This is a genomic window from Flavobacterium sp. GNP008 (assembly GCF_056428965.1).
The window spans coordinates 602,635-620,683 of record NZ_JBWJVL010000002.1 but is presented as its reverse complement, the minus strand read 5'-3'; the positions used below and the strand labels follow the sequence as shown (position 1 = coordinate 620,683).

Genomic DNA, 18,049 nt, shown 5'->3' with positions numbered 1-18,049 from the left:
CTCAAAAGTGTTTTTTAAGTTTAACCTTCAGTTCGATTAGGATCTTTTTCAGTAGTTGTTTCAGTAAACACTGGTACAATAACATCAGCCTTAAGTATAATTTTTTCAGAAGGTTCTTCAGAATCAAAAAGAGGTAATTTAATTTTGCGCCAAGTGTAGGTTTTAGGTAAATGATCGCCCATTAAATAGCCCCAGGGCTCTAGGGATTCAACTCTGTCAAAAATTACTTTTAAAACGGCAAGTATCGGAAGTGCTAAAAACATTCCGGAAACCCCAGCAATTGCTCCACCGATAATGATTCCAATAATTGATATGAATGCATTTATTTCTACTTTAGAGCTTACAATTAGTGGAACAATAATATTATTATCGATCAGTTGAACAACAATCGTGATTACAATAACACCAATAATTATTGATATATCTGGAGAACCGGTAAGAGAAGCCACTATACTTAAAACACCTGCAAATAGAATTCCAATGTAAGGAATCAGATTTAGAATTCCGGTTATTATACCCAATAAAATGGCATATTTTACACCTATTAACAGGAATCCAAGAGTAGTCATTGTAGAAATTAAAATCATTTCAATAATCAAACCTACAATGTAACTATTGATAGCTACTCTAATGTTAGTTAAAATTATTTTTAACTGATCATGGTTTTCTTTTTTGAATAATTTAGATAAAAAAAGTAAAAAATGAGTACGGTACAAAAGAATTAGAAAAGTGTAAATAGGTATTAAAGTCAAATTAATTAGGGTATCCGTAAAAGACATTAGTGTAGTTCCTATTATTTCTTTTCCTTTTTCTAACGAATCTTCTGTGGCAGTATCGATGTATTGTTTTTGTTCTCTTGAGCTTAAATGAAAATTGTCTCTGACAAATCCTTGAATATTACTTAGGTGAATATTAATATTTCTTTCAATTCTATCAAAATCATCTGCAAAATCACTGATCTGGAATGATAGAAATATAAAAAGACCTATAAAAACTAAAACAAATAATAGCACTGCTATCATTACAGCCAAAACATGTGGAAAACGTAGTTTAGATTTAAAAAACTGAACTATAGGATATAATAATATGGCAAACAAAAACGACATCATTATTGGAATCAATATGTCTTGGCCAATATAAAAGATAAAGACAATGCTTATTAAGCCTAATAAAGTCAAGGTTAATTTAACATAAAACGGAAACTTTATAATCTCATTCATCTCTTTATAATTTTGTAGTGCAAACAAAGTATATTTTTGAAGCTCAAATTTTTTCAAGAACAAATATGTATAATTATAAAAATTAAAGTATTATACATTTTAGATCAATAGTTATATAATTATTACTTTTTCATACTACTTATTGAATAGTATAAAATCGCTTAATTATTATAAAGTTATGAATTAATCAACAAATTCTTTATTTTCGAAATGATTTTCTAGGATAGAGATCCCTTTTTGCAATAGTAAATTGTTTGGATATATAATCTTTTCTCCATCAATAGTTTTTAAGAAAACGTGAAAAGCGCCAATATCTTCGATTTCAGCTTCAATTGGAAAATCTTTATCATGGATTTTAATTACATCACCAATTTTAAACGGGAAGGAAAAAAATAAAATAATACCAGAGGTGATGTTACTTAAAATAGACCATTGGGCAAACATAGCAACTCCTACAACAGTAGTGATAGAAGATAGTGCAATGAAAATATCTTTGGTTTGAACCCCCCAAATTATTATTAGGGCTATAATTGCTAAAACATTGATAAACAAATGGATGTACTTAATTACTAAATTCGTCCTGTGTTCAATTGTTTGATTTGATTTAGCAAAGCGACGCACCAATTTTGTTGAAATAATGCGTAAAAAGATCAATAAAAAACCCAGAATTCCGGATGCAATTAGTTCTTTAATATATACATTAAATAAAGCCATATCTATATTTATTGCGCTAAATTACTCAAGTATTCATACACTTTATCAGTAGGCATTCCCATTACATTCGCATATGAACCTTCTATTTTTGAGACGCCTATAAAGCCAATCCATTCTTGAATGCCATAGGCTCCTGCTTTATCAAATGGTTTGTAATTCTCCAGATAATAGTGAATTGATTCATCGCTTAATTCATTAAAAGTGACTTTGGTTATTTCATACAATAAATCAACTTTCACATTGGTTTTAAAACAAACTGAAGTTATCACTTCGTGTGTAGCATTCGACAATGATTTTAAGATTTCAAAAGCATCTTGCTCGTTTTTTGGTTTACCCAAGGCCTTGTTATTGTGCCATACAATGGTATCGCTGGTAACCAGAATTTCATTGGCTTTTAATTCACCTTCAAAAGCGCTGGCTTTCAATTCAGCCAGATAATTAGTGATTTGTTCTGCTTTCAAATCTGGTGGATAGATTTCCTCAATTTCTTTTAAACGAATTTCAAAATCCAAATCTAGATCTTTAAAAAATTGCTGACGTCTTGGAGAACCAGAAGCCAAAATCAAGGTGTATTTTTTTAATTTATTTTTAAGCATTGTATTTATAGTAAGCTGTTAGCTAAAATTTTTTAGAAGTAAAATGTCGATTTACAGTTAATTAATAGGTTTTAAACAATCCTGTTTATGTCACAAAATAGACTAATAGAAAGTTCAAATATAGTAAAAAAATAGATTAGCATTTTAGAAGTTATTTATTGTTTTACCCTAAGTTTTGAAGTGAAATATAACATACGTTAAAAGTAGAATTTCTAATTTACAAACAGTTGTTTTTTGCATTCAAAAATGTAATTTTCAAACATTTACTCCTACAGTTTTGAAGTAGAGTTGGTAACACATTTAAAATATGTTAATTTTTTACAAATCAGACACTATTAAGAGCACACTAAAGGCAAAAATAAAGTTTGCACACCAGTTTTATCTTTGTAAAATAAAGAAATGAATTGAAAAGGTATTTTATAAATTAGGATCATTTTTTATTCTAATGATATTATGGTATCATCTTTCCCGTTTTAAAAACTATAATTTCATCAAAAATAACCCTTTGGGAATGGGTTTAATGCAACATTAATATTATTTTTGAGATTAAATAATTATAAACTATAACAGCACCCAATGGGTTAAAATAAAAAATTATGAATGACTTAAGTAATTATAGGAAATCCTATGATAAGAGCGAATTACTAGAATCAGATATTCCAGAAGATCCTATTAATCTATTTAATAGGTGGTTTCATGAAGTGGAGGATTTTGGTGGGGATGGCGAGGTAAATGCTATGAACGTTGCAACTATTGGCTTGGATGGTTTTCCAAAATCTAGAATTGTTTTATTAAAAAAGTTTAACGAAGAAGGTTTCATTTTTTATACTAATTATAATTCAGAGAAGGGTAGGGCTATAGCAAAAAATCCTAACGTTTGCTTATCCTTTTTTTGGCATACTATGGAGCGCCAAGTAATCATAAAAGGCATTGCGAATAGGGCATCAGAAGAAATATCTGATCGTTATTTTGAATCAAGACCTGATGGAAGTAAATTAGGAGCAATCGTTTCAAACCAAAGTGAAGTAATACCCTCAAGAGAATATTTAGAGGAAAATTTGAAGCAGTTAGAAAAAGATTTTGAAAGTGTGGTAATTCCAAGGCCGCAGCACTGGGGTGGATTTTTAGTTACTCCATTAGAAGTTGAATTTTGGCAAGGAAGACCAAATAGATTACATGATAGAATACGGTATACCATTCAAACTGATTTTTCATGGAAATCAGATCGATTATCACCATAATGTAAGAAATATACATGTATAATAATTTTTATTGTGTATTTCATCGGTTTTATTTGGCGTTTCAACGAGTTTTGATTTATATTTGAATAAGATTTAAAAAATATATTATCTACTTGATAAAGTTTTTTGTTTCGCAAACAACTTTAAAGTTAAACTACCATAATTATGAAGCTAAAATTACTTCGTGCATTATTGCTCGCTGCTGTGATATGCACTATGAATTCCTGTTCTTCAGATAGTTCTGAGATTGAATCAGCCGATGCAACTGTACAAAAAGTAGTTGTATATACATATAGTTCTTTTGAGTTAGAAACAATGGATTTAATAAATTCTTATAGAGTTAGTAAAGGTTTAAATCCTTTGGAGAAAATTAATTATATGTCTCATAAATCAGAAGAACATGATAATTATATGATTGTTAATAATGTAGTTAATCATAATGATTTTGTAGCCCGTTCAGAAGATATAATGAAAACTTTAGGAGCTAAAAAAGTGAGCGAAAACATTGCTTATAATTTTAATACTCCACAAGCAGTATTAAATGCTTGGCTTGCAAGCCCAAGTCACAAAGAAAATATAGAAGGTAATTTTACGCATTTCGGGATTGCTGTCAAAGAAAATCCTGCAAATGGTAAAAAGTATTATACTAATATCTTTGCAAAAATATAAGTTGAGTTTTTTATATAATTAAAAGGCTGTCTTTTCCCCAAAAGACAGCCTTTTATGATTTTAGGTTACCTTAAAAATATTAATACTGATATATTATTTAAATCAATAATTTTTTAATTTTAATGCTAATTACAACGCTTTTTTCAAGAGCTTAATTATAGTATTAAGGAACTGTTATATCCATTTGATTAGGATAAATTGTTATGTGGTTATAAAGTAGCAATAGCTAGACTAGTACATTACTTTATTACAAAAACAAGATGAAGTATTGGAATTTTGACTCCCAGAATTATATGTTTTATGAATTCAATTTTTAAATATAATTTTTTAAAAGAAAAAAGGAGTAGTTAATATTTTTCTATTAATGATGGTTAAAAATTAGATATTTTTTGTAAAATATTGAATAAGTACCTTTTTTTAATTTAATATAACTTTATTTAAATTTTAAATTAGGAATATAAAGTCCAAGCCAAAATAATTCTTGTACTTAAAAAGTACTCTATAGTTAAAAAATAATATAAAAAAACCCCAACTTCTGTTGGGGTTTTGTGACCTTGACTGGATTCAAACCAGTAACCTCTTGAGCCGTAATCAAGTGCGCTATTCAGTTGCGCCACAAGGCCATTTTTACTTGAGCGTAGAGATTTAATAAGCCCTTAGCGGGTGCAAATATAAGTATAATTGTGTAATCTGCAAGTCTAAATTTATAAAAAAATAAAAATATATTTCACTTAATAATTATATAATTGATATTCAGGTATTTCCTAAAAAAGGAATTTATATAGAGATATTATTTCTATGGTGACTAATGCCTAAGCAAGAAGAAAATACTTTAATATAGTGGTTTTAATTGTTTATTGTATAAAAAACAAAGATATTGAAATTAGAAAGAAATAGTTTATTAAGAAAGTTGGTTGCACAGGAATTAAAGGTTGGTTCTATTCTAGTTGAAAATTCTAAGAGGCTCCCTTAAAAAAGATTTTGTGAAACTTTGATTTGAAATATGGAACTCATCTTCTAATTTAAATGATTCAAAAAAAGAGACTGAATTCTAATTCATAATGATGTTTTGGCAACTGGATGAAGAGCGAAAGCAGCTTGTAAACTTCTAGAATGATTGGGAGTCGAAATCGTGCAATGAAATTTTCTGATGGAATTAGCTTTTTTAAATGGAAGGGCGAAAATCAAAGGGAATGAAATTTTTACATCAAATACGTATTAATTTAATGCACGTGTGGTCACGTAATACCTAAAACCAATAATTGCTATTTGCCATTTCTTGGCTTTAGCCAAATCCAATCCTTGTTTGGTAAAACTAGGTAGAATGATTTTGTTGATTTCGGCCAGGATTTTATACATGTTTTTTTTTCAAAGATATAAAAAAAGACGGTCTTGATGAGGACCGTCTTTTTGGTTTTTTATGAAGATATTATTTTTTTCTTTCGCGTTCCAAGTTAGAATAATATACTTCCATTTGTTGTTCGTACACTTTCATTTTTTTCTCAAAAGCTTTCATTTCTTTATTGAATGGTTCCATTTTTTTATCAAATTCTTCCATTTGCTTATCGAAAGCTTCCATTTGAGGCTCTAATTTTTTCATTTTAGCCTCGTAGTCTTCCATTTCCTTTTCAAACTCTTTCCAAGCTTTTTTATCTCCTTTAATTGGGTCACCTTTTGGTGCTTTTGGCGCTTTGGGAAATGTTGGAGAAGCTGGAGTTTTAATATTCAAAACTGGTGGTGTTGGAGGCGTTGGAGGAACGGCTAAATTTTTCTCTTGAGAATATTGTACTCCATTTTTGGTTATAATACGGATTGTTTTACCTTCCTTATTTACATCCATTCTCTCAATTGTACTTTGATCTAAAAGGTCTAATTCATTTTGAGACACTTTTTCGTTGTTGATATAAATGTCATTCTCGTTAATCATATTTCTATAATTATTAGTAATAATTCGGATTTCCTGTTTGTTATCATTCTTATTGACATTCATGGTCGCAATTTCTTTAGGATCAATTTTATCCAAATCATCTTGGCTTACTTTTTTGCCGTTGATAAAAATTTCTTTTTCAGTTACTAACGACGGTGAATTTGGAGCAATAACAATACTTTTTTGATTGATAATTGTTTCATCCGATCCAAAATTTACAGTAAGCTTTCCATTATCATTTTTAGATACTATAATTCCAAATTCATTTATTGCCTCAGTTCCTTTTGTTTCCATTTTCTGTGCAATTTCTTTTCCCTTTTTCAAATCAACTTTTATAGCGGTTAATTCGTTTTTGGAATTTCTTATTATATCGGAGAAAGTAGCGATTATAGCATAGTTTTCTTTTAGATTGCTAGATTTTTCTTTTAGTTCCTCATCAGTAGTATTTTTATTTATTTTGTAAACATCTACTGATTGTTCATTTGTATTTATGATTTTTGTTTTTGCTTGTAAAGTTGTTTTCTCCTGCGCAATTACATTTACTTGGAAAAGCATCACAAATGCCACAAATATGGGAATTATTACTGCATACTTCCAGGAATTCGATTTTTTTGATTGATTTTTGTTTAACATAACGATTCGTTTTTTGATTAATGATTGATAAAAATGATTGGTAATGGCAACACAATTTTCGTGTGTTGTTATTTTTAAAAGCGTGAACTGATACGCTTTTTTGTCAGATATCTTTTTTGAGGCTTCAAAGTCTGCAATGAATTCTAAGTTTTGTAAAATCGCCTTTTTGTACAGCCAAATGAACGGATTGAACCAAAAAAGGATACAATATAGTCTTGAAATCAATACGTCAAGGGTATGATTTTGATCGCTATGCACTTTTTCGTGTTCCAAAATATTTTCTAATTCGGAGTCGCTGTATAAGGACGAATTGTAAACTATAGTATTAAAATAGGAAAATGGAGCAATGTTTTCAGTGGTATCAATAAATTTTAAATCAGCTTGACTTTGAATGGTTTTTCCTTTCAAAACGACACGCAAACTATAAAAATCGAAAGCAAATTTTAACAGAAATAAAACTATTCCAATTGCGTATATAATTCCAGCTATTAAATACCAATTAATCTCAAAAGCGTCATTATTGATACTTGTTGTTACAGGAATTCTTGACCAGTCAATGTTTTTGGAGCTTGATTCTACCATTATTATTTTGGTATAAACCACTAACGGCAAAACTACAGAAGTGAGTAAACCCAATAGCAGAAACCATCGATTACTTGTAAAAAAGGTCTCTTTTCGCAACATAAAATAATAAGCCAAATAAATCAGTGCGATTAATCCACTGGATTTGATGAGATAAATGTACAATGCTTCCATAACGATTCTTGATTTTATTCTGGAGTTGTTTTTTTAAAGAAGGATTATTTTTCTTCTTTTTGAGTTTCAATCATTGTCAAAATCTCGCGTAATTCGGCAGCAGAGATTTTTTCTTCTTTGGCAAAATGAGAGACCATATTTTTATAGGAACTGTTAAAATAATTATCGATAGCTGTGTTCATGAAGCGTTTTCTATAGTCTTCTAAACTCACGATAGGATAGTATTGGTGTGTGTTTCCAAAAGCATTGTGGGACACAAAACCTTTTTCTTCCAGATTGCGCACAATAGTGGAAAGCGTGTTATAATGGGGTTGCTCTTCAGTGATTTCTGCCATGACTTCTTTTACGAATGCTTTTTTGAGCTTCCATAATATGTGCATGATTTCTTCTTCTTTGTTCGTCAGTTTTTGCATGATTTCTTTATTTGAATCAAACTTACAACTATATTTTTAGTTTAGCAACTAAAAATATAGTTAATTAACTAAAAAAACAGGTTTAGTGCTGAGATCAAATTTGTTTTAGCAAAAAATCATCAAAATAAAATAAGTAATATGAGAACTATTTATTTTCCAGCTTAATTAATTTTTGCAGCCAAATACAACCGCCTACCGAAAGAATTCCCAAGCTTCCCATGACAAACCAATTGATTTGGTAACCAAAGGCAGCAATGATTTCCAGTCCGGTTTTGGAGCTTGCAATGTGCGCTAAACTGAAACTCATCGTAAACAAAGCCATATAGCGCCCTTCATGGCCTTTTGGAGCGCGGCTTAAAGCGAAAGAATTAGAAAAAGGAAAGATGAACATTTCTCCAAAAGTGATAAATATAATACTCACAATTAATATCCCTGCCCAAACATTAATCATTAAAACATAGAAACTAATAGACATTAGTAGCGAACCCCAAAGAATAATTTTGAGTTTATCAATGTTTTTTCTTTGGCTAATACTCACAATTGGCATTTCCAGAAAGAAAATCAACAGTCCATTTAAGGATAATAAAAGTCCACTTTGAAATTCAGTCAGCCCAAATTTTTCATTGTGATACAAGGGTAAAGTGGTAAAAAGTTGAAAGAAAAGCATTGCCGTAATAAAACAGATAAAGAGAAAAATCCAGAATATCTTGTCTTTGAAGACTGAAGCAGGTATTTCAGTTTCGCTATTTGTCGCATTCAAATCGGCTGGTTTTTTGCGTTCTTTTACTAATAATGTAAAAATTAAAATAGATACAATGCAAGAACTTCCATCTACCCAAAATAAGCCGCTGTAACCTAAATTCATGATAATCAAACCTCCTAAAGCCGGTCCTGCAGTAAAACCTAAATTTACAGCTAACCGTACTAAAGTTAATGCTCTGGTGCGATTTTCAGGTTTTGCATACGTGCCCAGAGATACAAACATGGCCGGACGAAACATATCTGCTACGGTCATGATAAAAAACATTCCAATACACAATCCCCAAAAAGTTCGTATGTATTGTACTAAAAATAGTAATATTCCGCTAGTGAATAAACTGAAAACCATGATTTTGTAAAATCCTATTTTATCGGATAATTTGCCTCCAAGCCAGGACCCCAACATAGAACCAAAACCAAAAGCAACCATAATCCATCCTACTTGGGCATAGGAAAAGCTTAAATCTTCTTTTAAATACTTTGATAAAAATGGCAAAACCATCGTGCCGGCGCGATTGATAAAAGTAATCAGTGTAAGAATCCAAACTTCTCTTGTAAATCCTCTGAAATTATTTATGTAGCGTTGAAAAGCAGTTTTGAGCATATCTAAAGTTATAATTTCACAAAGGTAGAAAACTTTGTACCGATGCGTCTTTGTGTCCTAGTAACTTTTAAACTATTTTTGCATAAAAATCAGAATATGAGAATGCTCTTTACTTTGTTTCTTTTAGTACAATTGAATTTTGGCTTTGGTCAAGAACAATTTGAGGTTTCGGCTGTAGCCAAATTTCAAAAGGAATTAAACACAGAATATGCGGATGCAAAGACAAGTCCTTTAACTGCAGAAGATTTAGCTGAATTCAAAACGCTTGATTTTTATCCTATTGACGGGAAGTTTTTTGTTTCAGCGAAATTTGTGAGAACAAAAAAAGAGAAGCCTTTTGAAATGAAGACGTCAACGGACAGGAAACCATTGTATGTGAAATATGGCGAACTTTCTTTTACAATTGGTGGACGGGATTTTAAATTGAATGCCTATAAAAATATTGAGCTTTCGAAAAAAGAAGAATATAAAGACTATTTATTTCTGCCGTTTTCAGATTTGACTTCAGGCAACGAAAGTTACATTGGCGGGAAATACATCGATTTAAGGATTCCAAAAGGAAATAAGATTGTTATTGATTTTAATACATCATACAATCCGTATTGCGCTTATAATCCTAAGTATTCTTGTCCAAAAGTACCATTGGAAAATGATTTGAATATCGAGATAAAAGCTGGGGTTAAAAAGTTTCACTACTAATGGAATTCTTTAATCTGCATACGCATAAATATACCAATCAGATCAATGTGTTGGAATTAGTGAATCAATATCCGCAGGAATTTGATACTACAATTCCGTATTATTCTATCGGGATTCATCCGTGGTTTATCGTTGAAGAACGAATAGGGGCTGATTTGGCAATAATTGAAAGTAAATTGCAAGAGGCAAATTGTCTCGCTGTTGGCGAATGCGGATTAGACAAACGCATCAATATTCCAATGGAATTACAACAAATGGTTTTCGAAAAGCAATTGCTTTTGGCACAGCAATATCAAAAAACAGTGGTAATACATTGTGTCGCGGCTTTTCAGGAATTGATTTCAATTAAGAAAAAAATGAATATTTCAGTTCCTATGTTGATTCATGGATTTTCGAAAAATGCACCAGTTGCCAAACAATTAGTGGACAATGGATTTTATATTTCGTTTGGAAAATATTTATTGCTAAATAAGGACCTAGAAGCTGTTTTTAAAAGCGTTCCCAATAATCGATTTTTTCTCGAAACGGATACTGTTGAAGAAGGAATTGAAGCAGTTTATGAATTAGCAGCAAAATACAAAGGAATTTCTGTGGAAGAAATACAGGAAATGGTGAATAGTAATTTTTTGGAAGTATTCAAGATTGAACTATAATTGATTTAAGAATGTAGATTAACGATTGTTGATTTCAGATTTTTGAGAGCAACAAACTATAAACAATAAACTAAAGAAAATGGCAGAATGGACAGAAAGAGCCGAACTTTTATTCAAAAAAGAAGGTTTAGATAATTTGAAAAAGGCAAATGTATTGGTTGTAGGATTAGGGGGTGTTGGTTCTTTTGCGGCTGAATTTTTGGCAAGAGCAGGAGTGGGATCTATGACTATTGTAGATGGTGACGTAGTTGATATTACCAATATAAACCGACAATTACCCGCTTTACATTCGACTGTGGGGCAACCTAAAGTGACTGTTGTAGGGGATCGATTGATGGACATTAATCCAGAATTGAAATTGACTCGTGTGCAGGAATTTCTTTCGCCGGAGCGTGCTTTCGAAATTGTTTCAGAGGAATTTGATTATGTTTTGGATTGCATAGACAGTGTGACTCCAAAATTGAATTTGATTATTGGCGCCAAGCGAAAAAGAGTAAAAATCATTAGCAGTATGGGCGCTGGCGGAAAAATGGAAGCCTCTAAAGTGAAAGTGACGGATATTACCAATACTGTGAATTGCTTCTTTGCTAAAACCATTCGAAGACGATTAAAAGAAGTGAAAATTGATAAACTGAAAGTGGTTTTTTCTTCTGAAATTCAGGACGAAGCGAGTTTGAAAATGACTGATGGATCCAATTTCAAAAAATCATTTTACGGGACAAACAGTTATATGCCGGGATTATTTGGATTATATGCTGCAGAAACTGTAATTCGTTATTTACTTAAAAATAGTGTTCAGAATTCAGAATTGAAAATCAGTGGTATCTAAGTAATTCAAATAATTAAAAAAATGATACAAACCGTAATTTTTGATATGGATGGCGTAATTGTCGATACGGAACCTGTTCACCGTTATGCTTATTTCAAACAATTCGAGGAATTAAATATTACTGTTACGGAGGAAATGTATACTTCATTTACCGGTTTTTCTACTCGAAATACGTTTCAGAAATTGAAAGAAGTTTTCGTGATAGAACACGAAGTAGAGGATTTAATTCAACGAAAAAGGAACATCTTTAATGATGCATTTGACAGTAAAGCTGATTTAGAATTATTGCAAGGTGTTGAAAATCTTATTAAAGAATTGCATCAAAATGGTATGCAATTGATTCTGGCTTCTTCGGCATCCAAAGTTACTATTGAACGTGTGTTTAGTAGGTTTAAGTTGCACGACTATTTTACACATGTGGTAAGCGGAGAAGATTTTCCTAAATCAAAGCCACATCCTGCTATTTTTGAACATGCCGCTAGTTTATCAGTTGCTCCAAAAGAGAATTGTATCGTTATTGAAGATAGCACAAACGGAATAAGAGCCGCTAAAGCAGCCGGTATTTTTTGTGTGGGTTACAACAGTATTCATTCTGAGGCGCAAGATTTATCTGAGGCTGATGTTGTGATTAATCATTTTAACGAATTAGATTTTGATCTAGTAAATAAAATGGATTCTAAATTAAGAAATAATTAACATTTACAAACTACCGAATTTGTAAATTTGGGAAACATAAAAAATGTGTAACATGAAAAAAATAATTATTGTATTTGCCATTATCATCGCAAATTTCACCATTGAGGCACAAGTAAAAACGCCGCAGTCAAGTCCAAAAGCTACTATAATGCAAACAGTTGGTTTGACAGATGTAGAGATTAATTATTCAAGACCAAGTGCTAGAGGTAGAGCTGTTTTTGGCAATTTGATTCCTTTTGGAAAAGTCTGGAGAACAGGAGCAAATGAAAATACAACCGTATCTTTTAGCGACGATGTTGTTATTGATGGTAAAACCTTGAAAAAAGGAAAATATTCATTGTATACTATCCCTAAAATAGAAAGCTGGGAAATAATATTTTATAAAACTACTGATAACTGGGGGAATCCAGAAGAGTGGAAAGAAGAAAATGTAGCGCTTAGAGCTACTGTTAAGCCAGAAACGTTAAATAGAAGTGTGGAAACATTTACCATTGGAGTTAGTGGTTTAGATAATAATTTTGCATTTTTAGAAATGTACTGGGAGAATTCGTATGCCGCTTTAAAATTTGAAGTGCCTACACAACAAAAAGCAACAGCTAATATCGAGAAAGCATTAGCGGGTCCTACTGCCGCAGATTATTTTTCTGCCTCTCAATTTTTATTTCAATCGAATGGTGACAATACAAAAGCGTTAGTTTATGTAAACAAAGCGTTGGATATGTCTAAAGACAAACCGTTTTGGTTTAACAGATTGAAGTCATTGATTCAAGCCAAACTTGGAGACAAAAAAGGCGCTATCGAAACGGCTAAATTATCTCTTGCAGCAGCTGAAATTGCAAAAAACCAAGACTATGTAAAAATGAATAAAGATAGTATTGCAGAGTGGAGTAAAAACTAATTACTCTAACTTTTTTATTTAACAAAATCTCGTCTCCCTTTAGAGACGAGATTTTTTTTGAAAATTTTAGCTATTTTATTTATAAATTATTCTACTATAATTGCTCCGCCAGTTTACTATCGGCTGTATTTTAATAAAGAAAAATTCTCCTAATATTGTCACTTAAGGAATATCTAGAAGTTAAAAAAAGAACCGCAGATTCGCAAATTATGATAATTTGTGAATCTGCGGTAAATAAAAAATAAAAACTAAAAATAACTCTTTAGTTCTAAAATAAAAAGCAATCCTAAATATAGCTAGACTACAATTACTTTTTGTTTCCTAAAAATAGTCCACTGCAATAGTAAGGAAATAACAATCGTTAACATTGCTCCGATGAAATTAAGCCATAAATAGCCCAGTTTTTCTTCTCCACTCGGGAAAATATAAATGGCATAATAATAAATGATAAAAATAGTGATCTGACTAACTACGGCGCTGTAAAAAATAGCTTTGGATTGGACCTTGTGTATATAAAAACCAACAAGAAAAATTCCCAGTACAGTACCGTAAAATATGGATCCAATGATATTTACCAATTGGATTAAATTTTCAAACAGCGTCCCAATACAAGCGAATAGTATTGCGATAACTCCCCACAATAAGGTAAAGAATTTTGTAGCATAGAGATAATGTTTTTCTGATTTTTCTTCTTTCAGATTACGTTTGTAAATATCAATTGCTGTTGTAGATGCCAATGCATTCAGTCCAGAAGCGGTAGAAGACATGGCGGCTGAAATGATAACGGCCAACAATAAACCGATAAGTCCTTTGGGTAAATAATTGAGTATAAAGTGAAAAAATACATAATCTTTGTCGTTGGTTTCACTGTTGCTATCGGCTTTCAGGATTATTTCTTTGGCTCGATCTCTTAAATCTTTTTCTTTATTGGACAAAGCCACTAATTCTTTTCGAAGGATTGGATTGTCATAATCTTGATTGAGCTGATCGATGTACAACAGATTAATTACTTTTTTATCTTCGGATAAATCGTCTAATTTTTTCTCCAAAGCATTGTATTCGCCTTTGTAAGCCGATTTTTCAATCATGGCTTTGTTGTTTGGATTAAAATTTAACGGAACAGGATTGAATTGAAAAAAAACAAAAACCATAACTCCGGTCAGTAAAATGAAGAACTGCATAGGCACTTTTAAAAGGCCGTTCATGATTAATCCCATTTGGCTTTCTCGAACAGATTTTCCTGATAAATAACGTCCTACCTGCGATTGATCCGTTCCAAAATAAGCCAATGCCAAGAAAAAACCTCCTGTAATACCACTCCAAAAAGTATATTTTTCTTCTGGATCAAAGGAAAAATTAACAATATTCATTTTGTCATTTGCTCCAGCAATATGCAGCGCACTGGTAAATGTCATGTCATTGGGTAGGTAATGCAATATCAGAAAAAAAGTAATTAGCATTCCGGACATAATTACAAACATTTGCTGTTTTTGAGTTACATTCACTGCTTTTGTCCCGCCCGAAAAAGTATAAATGATAACCAATACACCAATAATAATATTCATATAGGTAAGATTCCAACCCAATATTGCCGACAAAATAATCGCTGGCGCATAAATGGTTAATCCAGTTCCTAAACCTCTTTGGAACAAGAAAAGTATTGCTGCTAAAGAACGCGTTTTTAAATCAAATCTTTTTTCTAAGTATTCGTAAGCAGTATATACTTTGTATTTATGGTATAAAGGGATAAAAGTTACGCAAATTACCACCATGGCAATTGGTAATCCAAAATAAAATTGCACAAAACCCATTCCGTCATGATAGGCTTGTCCTGGTGTAGAAAGAAACGTAATTGCACTGGCTTGTGTCGCCATAACCGAGAGTCCTACTACATGCCAGGGCGTTTCATTATTACCCAGAATAAAGTCCTCCACATTTTTACTCCCTTTGGTTTTCCAAGCTCCGTAAATGACTATGAAGAGTAAAGTAACTATGAGTATAACCCAATCAAATAATTGCATAATTTAAGCGTATAATTTCATGATGAGACAAAAGATCAAGATATAAATAGCATTGGCTACAAGCACCCAAGTATAGTTCTTCTTCCAAGTTTTTATTTTTTTTATTTCCATTTTAAATAAGTTTAGTTCTTGATTTTTTGAACAGGAATATTTTCAGATGATTGTAACGAAATAATGTTGGAAATTAATTTATATGCACCAGTAACACCTTCGGGTAATTCTCTAAAAAAGCTTAGACCGGTATAAATATAGTGTCCTTTTCCATAAGGAGCAATTAGTAAAGCGCCATTTTTAGGACTTTCGCCTTTATCATTTGAAGATAAAATAGGAGTAAAGGCTTTATCGTATTCACTTGGGTAATACAATCCTTGCTCTTGTTTCCAATCATGAAAATCTTTAGTGGTGATTTTGTTGGGGAAATTCAAAACGGGATGGTTTGGTACTAAAAACCGAACTTCGGCATCTTCTTCCGTTACTCGGTCACGGGATAGTTTCAAGGGATAAGGCGCGATATTTTCTGTTACAAGATCACCGGCAGTATTGTACTGAACGAGCATTGTTTTTCCGCCTTTTACAAAATCAAAAAGAATGTTTTGCTTGTTCGCTAATGCTGCAACGGTATTGTACGCGCGTACCCCAGTTATAACTACATCAAAATGCTCTAATTTTTCCGATGATATTTCTTCGGGTTTAAGGAGTGTAACTGAGTATCCTAATTGAATCAAGCTGCTAGGGACTTCATCTCCAGCACCCATAATATATGCAATTTTTTCACCATTTGTTTTTAAATCCGTTTTGATGCATTTGGCTTCAGCCAATTTTAAAACTTGCTGTTTAGTGATATGGTCATAATTAATAATGATTTGTTCCTTGTCAAATCGTTTATTATCAATTATAGCAACGCTTTTGGCTACTACTTCTTCGGATCTATTTGGTGCAGTGACCTCAAAATAAACAATTTGTTCCGTTCCCTTTTTTTGAATGTTAAAAGGGATTGATTTTGGAGAAACATTCCAGTTTTGAGGCAGTTCAAGTTGTAAGTTTCCTTTCACATCATCCTTACCTGCTTTAATTCTAACGCCTACGTGTTTAATTTTGGTGTCTTTAAAAAGTAATACTTTGTCCATAATTGAAGTGGTAACTTCAGGAACAATATCGAGATAATTGTATACTTCACCTTTTACATCATCATTAAATTTATAAATTACGGTGCGCTCAAATGGAATTTCGATTCCGTTGATTTGAATGTTAAAAACCACTTTAGTTTCCCGAATAATATCTGGAATTCCAATGTTTTGTTGCTGATTTACGGCATACATTCCAACAGTTCCATTTTCTTTTAACCAATACGGTTGTGTGTAGTTAATTGACTCAGGTAATTTTAAATCTAAGTTTATGCCGTTTAAAATATTATTTTTTAATTCGCGGTTTTGAGGTGTGCTTATTTGTTCGGGTAAAGTAGTCACGCTCATTAATTGTATGGGTGCGGAGCTTCTGTTGATGGCCTCGAGTTTTAATTTTATTGTACTTCCGGGAGTTGCTTCCTGATTTTGGGCAACGGCTTCGAGATACAAACCGGAACAGGCTGCTATAATTTCTTTTATGGCTTCAGATTTAAGTGGTACCCAATGATTTTCATCCAAAGCTTTTATCATCGTATAGGCTTTCGCCAAACTTGGAATACTTGCCGAAGGATTATTATAATCGAATTCAGCTGCAATGGTTGTCAATAATTCACCAATTGCTTTTCCTCCTTTTAATCGGTTCCAAGAGGTGTCAATTCCTTCAAAAAGCGATTTTTTTTCTTTTAAAGCATCTCCATTTATAAACTCTAAATACTCTGTTTCTTCACCTCGTGCACCAGTACTGCCAAATCCTTGTGATTGATGGCGGCTCCGACTTAGTGCCGCTATTTCCTGATTCGATTTTCCTAATCCGGTATAATAAACCCCGGTTTGTAATGCTATTAAATTAGTTTTATCGGCAGTATTAAACTTTTCGATAGTTCCATAAAACCACCAAGAGGTATTAAAAAATTGGCGTTTTGCTTGCCAAGGTTTTACAAATTGCAATTGTTCTGGAAAAATAGTTGGATTGTTAGCCATTTCAAAACTTTCTACACTTAACATTGCCGATGCGGTGTGATGACCGTGTGTAGTTCCTGGAGAGCGATGATCAAACCGGTTAATAATTACATCGGGTTGAAACTTTCTGATGGCCCAAACAACATCCGCCAATACTTTTTCTTTGTCCCATATTTCTAATGTTTCGGTTGGGTTTTTGGAAAATCCAAAATCATTGGCACGAGAAAAAAACTGTTCTCCACCGTCAATTTTTCTAGCTTCAATAAGTTCTTGAGTTCGTATCACTCCTAATAATTCTCGCAATTGTGTACCTATTAGGTTTTGACCACCATCACCGCGTGTCAAAGACAAATATCCAGTTCTGGCTTCTTGCTCATTGGATAAATAAGAAATTAATCGGGTATTCTCATCGTCGGGATGTGCTGCTATATAAAGTACTGAACCAAGAAAATTAAGCTTGTGAATCTGGTTATAAATTTCAACAGCATTTAATTTTTGTGGTTGTTGAGCATTTGTAATTTGAAAACAAAAAAGGAATACTATTATAGCTTGAATGTGTTTTTTTTGCATTTTTTTAAATTTAATTTGCAATAGCTTCAAATGTAGGAATTAAAAGTTTTTTTCTGAAATCTTTTTA

Annotated in this window: 16 protein-coding genes and 1 tRNA gene; 7 read left to right on the top strand and 10 right to left on the bottom strand. The window is 31.9% G+C overall.

What is annotated here, in order from left to right; translation table 11 throughout:
- Nucleotides 1-20 precede the first annotated feature (20 nt).
- From AC0608_RS09070 to AC0608_RS09060, 3 genes are all read right to left on the bottom strand, one after another.
- Nucleotides 21-1,220: an AI-2E family transporter gene (locus tag AC0608_RS09070; protein WP_417960137.1), complete on the bottom strand. Its 1,200-nt coding sequence runs from the start codon at nucleotides 1,218-1,220 to the stop codon at nucleotides 21-23.
- Nucleotides 1,221-1,403: 183 nt separating this feature from the next.
- Nucleotides 1,404-1,934, bottom strand: coding sequence for a mechanosensitive ion channel domain-containing protein (locus AC0608_RS09065; protein ID WP_478288841.1), 531 nt, complete (start codon nucleotides 1,932-1,934; stop codon nucleotides 1,404-1,406).
- Between the two features lie 8 nt (nucleotides 1,935-1,942).
- Complete coding sequence (locus tag AC0608_RS09060) at nucleotides 1,943-2,530, bottom strand: Maf-like protein (protein WP_478288840.1); 588 nt, start codon at nucleotides 2,528-2,530, stop codon at nucleotides 1,943-1,945.
- Between the two features lie 596 nt (nucleotides 2,531-3,126).
- Here AC0608_RS09060 and pdxH point away from each other — a divergent pair.
- The gene (gene pdxH / locus AC0608_RS09055) at nucleotides 3,127-3,771 is read left to right on the top strand and encodes a pyridoxamine 5'-phosphate oxidase (protein WP_478288839.1); all 645 of its coding nucleotides are present in this window, start codon (nucleotides 3,127-3,129) and stop codon (nucleotides 3,769-3,771) included.
- Nucleotides 3,772-3,936: 165 nt separating this feature from the next.
- Nucleotides 3,937-4,440 (top strand): CAP domain-containing protein, encoded by a 504-nt coding sequence (locus AC0608_RS09050; RefSeq protein WP_478288838.1) that lies wholly within the window; start codon nucleotides 3,937-3,939, stop codon nucleotides 4,438-4,440.
- A 549-nt stretch (nucleotides 4,441-4,989) separates the two neighbouring features.
- On the opposite strand, the gene AC0608_RS09045 is transcribed toward AC0608_RS09050, so the two are convergent.
- The 5 genes from AC0608_RS09045 to AC0608_RS09025 form a co-directional block, all read right to left on the bottom strand.
- Nucleotides 4,990-5,063 (bottom strand) — tRNA-Arg (locus AC0608_RS09045).
- Between the two features lie 595 nt (nucleotides 5,064-5,658).
- A complete protein-coding gene (locus AC0608_RS09040) occupies nucleotides 5,659-5,799 on the bottom strand; it encodes an SsrA-binding protein (RefSeq protein WP_417960381.1) in 141 nt (46 codons plus the stop codon).
- A 70-nt stretch (nucleotides 5,800-5,869) separates the two neighbouring features.
- Complete coding sequence (locus AC0608_RS09035; protein ID WP_478288837.1) at nucleotides 5,870-7,756, bottom strand: M56 family metallopeptidase; 1,887 nt, start codon at nucleotides 7,754-7,756, stop codon at nucleotides 5,870-5,872.
- Nucleotides 7,757-7,800: 44 nt separating this feature from the next.
- Nucleotides 7,801-8,169 (bottom strand): BlaI/MecI/CopY family transcriptional regulator, encoded by a 369-nt coding sequence (locus AC0608_RS09030; RefSeq protein WP_478288836.1) that lies wholly within the window; start codon nucleotides 8,167-8,169, stop codon nucleotides 7,801-7,803.
- Between the two features lie 145 nt (nucleotides 8,170-8,314).
- On the bottom strand, nucleotides 8,315-9,532 hold the full coding sequence (locus AC0608_RS09025; protein WP_478288835.1) for an MDR family MFS transporter: 1,218 nt from the start codon (nucleotides 9,530-9,532) through the stop codon (nucleotides 8,315-8,317).
- A 96-nt stretch (nucleotides 9,533-9,628) separates the two neighbouring features.
- Here AC0608_RS09025 and AC0608_RS09020 point away from each other — a divergent pair, with 96 nt between their 5' ends.
- From AC0608_RS09020 to AC0608_RS09000, 5 genes are all read left to right on the top strand, one after another.
- Complete coding sequence (locus AC0608_RS09020) at nucleotides 9,629-10,231, top strand: DUF1684 domain-containing protein (RefSeq protein ID WP_478288834.1); 603 nt, start codon at nucleotides 9,629-9,631, stop codon at nucleotides 10,229-10,231.
- Nucleotides 10,231-10,884: a TatD family hydrolase gene (locus AC0608_RS09015; RefSeq protein ID WP_478288833.1), complete on the top strand. Its 654-nt coding sequence runs from the start codon at nucleotides 10,231-10,233 to the stop codon at nucleotides 10,882-10,884. Before AC0608_RS09020 ends, AC0608_RS09015 begins: the two co-directional genes overlap by 1 nt.
- A gap of 79 nt (nucleotides 10,885-10,963) precedes the next feature.
- Nucleotides 10,964-11,713 (top strand): tRNA threonylcarbamoyladenosine dehydratase, encoded by a 750-nt coding sequence (locus AC0608_RS09010; protein ID WP_478288832.1) that lies wholly within the window; start codon nucleotides 10,964-10,966, stop codon nucleotides 11,711-11,713.
- A 21-nt stretch (nucleotides 11,714-11,734) separates the two neighbouring features.
- The gene (locus tag AC0608_RS09005; RefSeq protein ID WP_417960367.1) at nucleotides 11,735-12,409 is read left to right on the top strand and encodes an HAD family hydrolase; all 675 of its coding nucleotides are present in this window, start codon (nucleotides 11,735-11,737) and stop codon (nucleotides 12,407-12,409) included.
- A 52-nt stretch (nucleotides 12,410-12,461) separates the two neighbouring features.
- On the top strand, nucleotides 12,462-13,307 hold the full coding sequence (locus AC0608_RS09000) for a DUF2911 domain-containing protein (RefSeq protein WP_478288831.1): 846 nt from the start codon (nucleotides 12,462-12,464) through the stop codon (nucleotides 13,305-13,307).
- Nucleotides 13,308-13,603: 296 nt separating this feature from the next.
- Here AC0608_RS09000 and AC0608_RS08995 read toward each other — a convergent pair whose 3' ends face one another.
- On the bottom strand, nucleotides 13,604-15,328 hold the full coding sequence (locus AC0608_RS08995; protein ID WP_478288830.1) for a sodium:solute symporter family protein: 1,725 nt from the start codon (nucleotides 15,326-15,328) through the stop codon (nucleotides 13,604-13,606).
- 122 nt (nucleotides 15,329-15,450) lie between these two features.
- Nucleotides 15,451-17,982: a PIG-L family deacetylase gene (locus tag AC0608_RS08990; protein ID WP_478288829.1), complete on the bottom strand. Its 2,532-nt coding sequence runs from the start codon at nucleotides 17,980-17,982 to the stop codon at nucleotides 15,451-15,453.
- Between the last annotated feature and the right edge of the window lie 67 nt (nucleotides 17,983-18,049).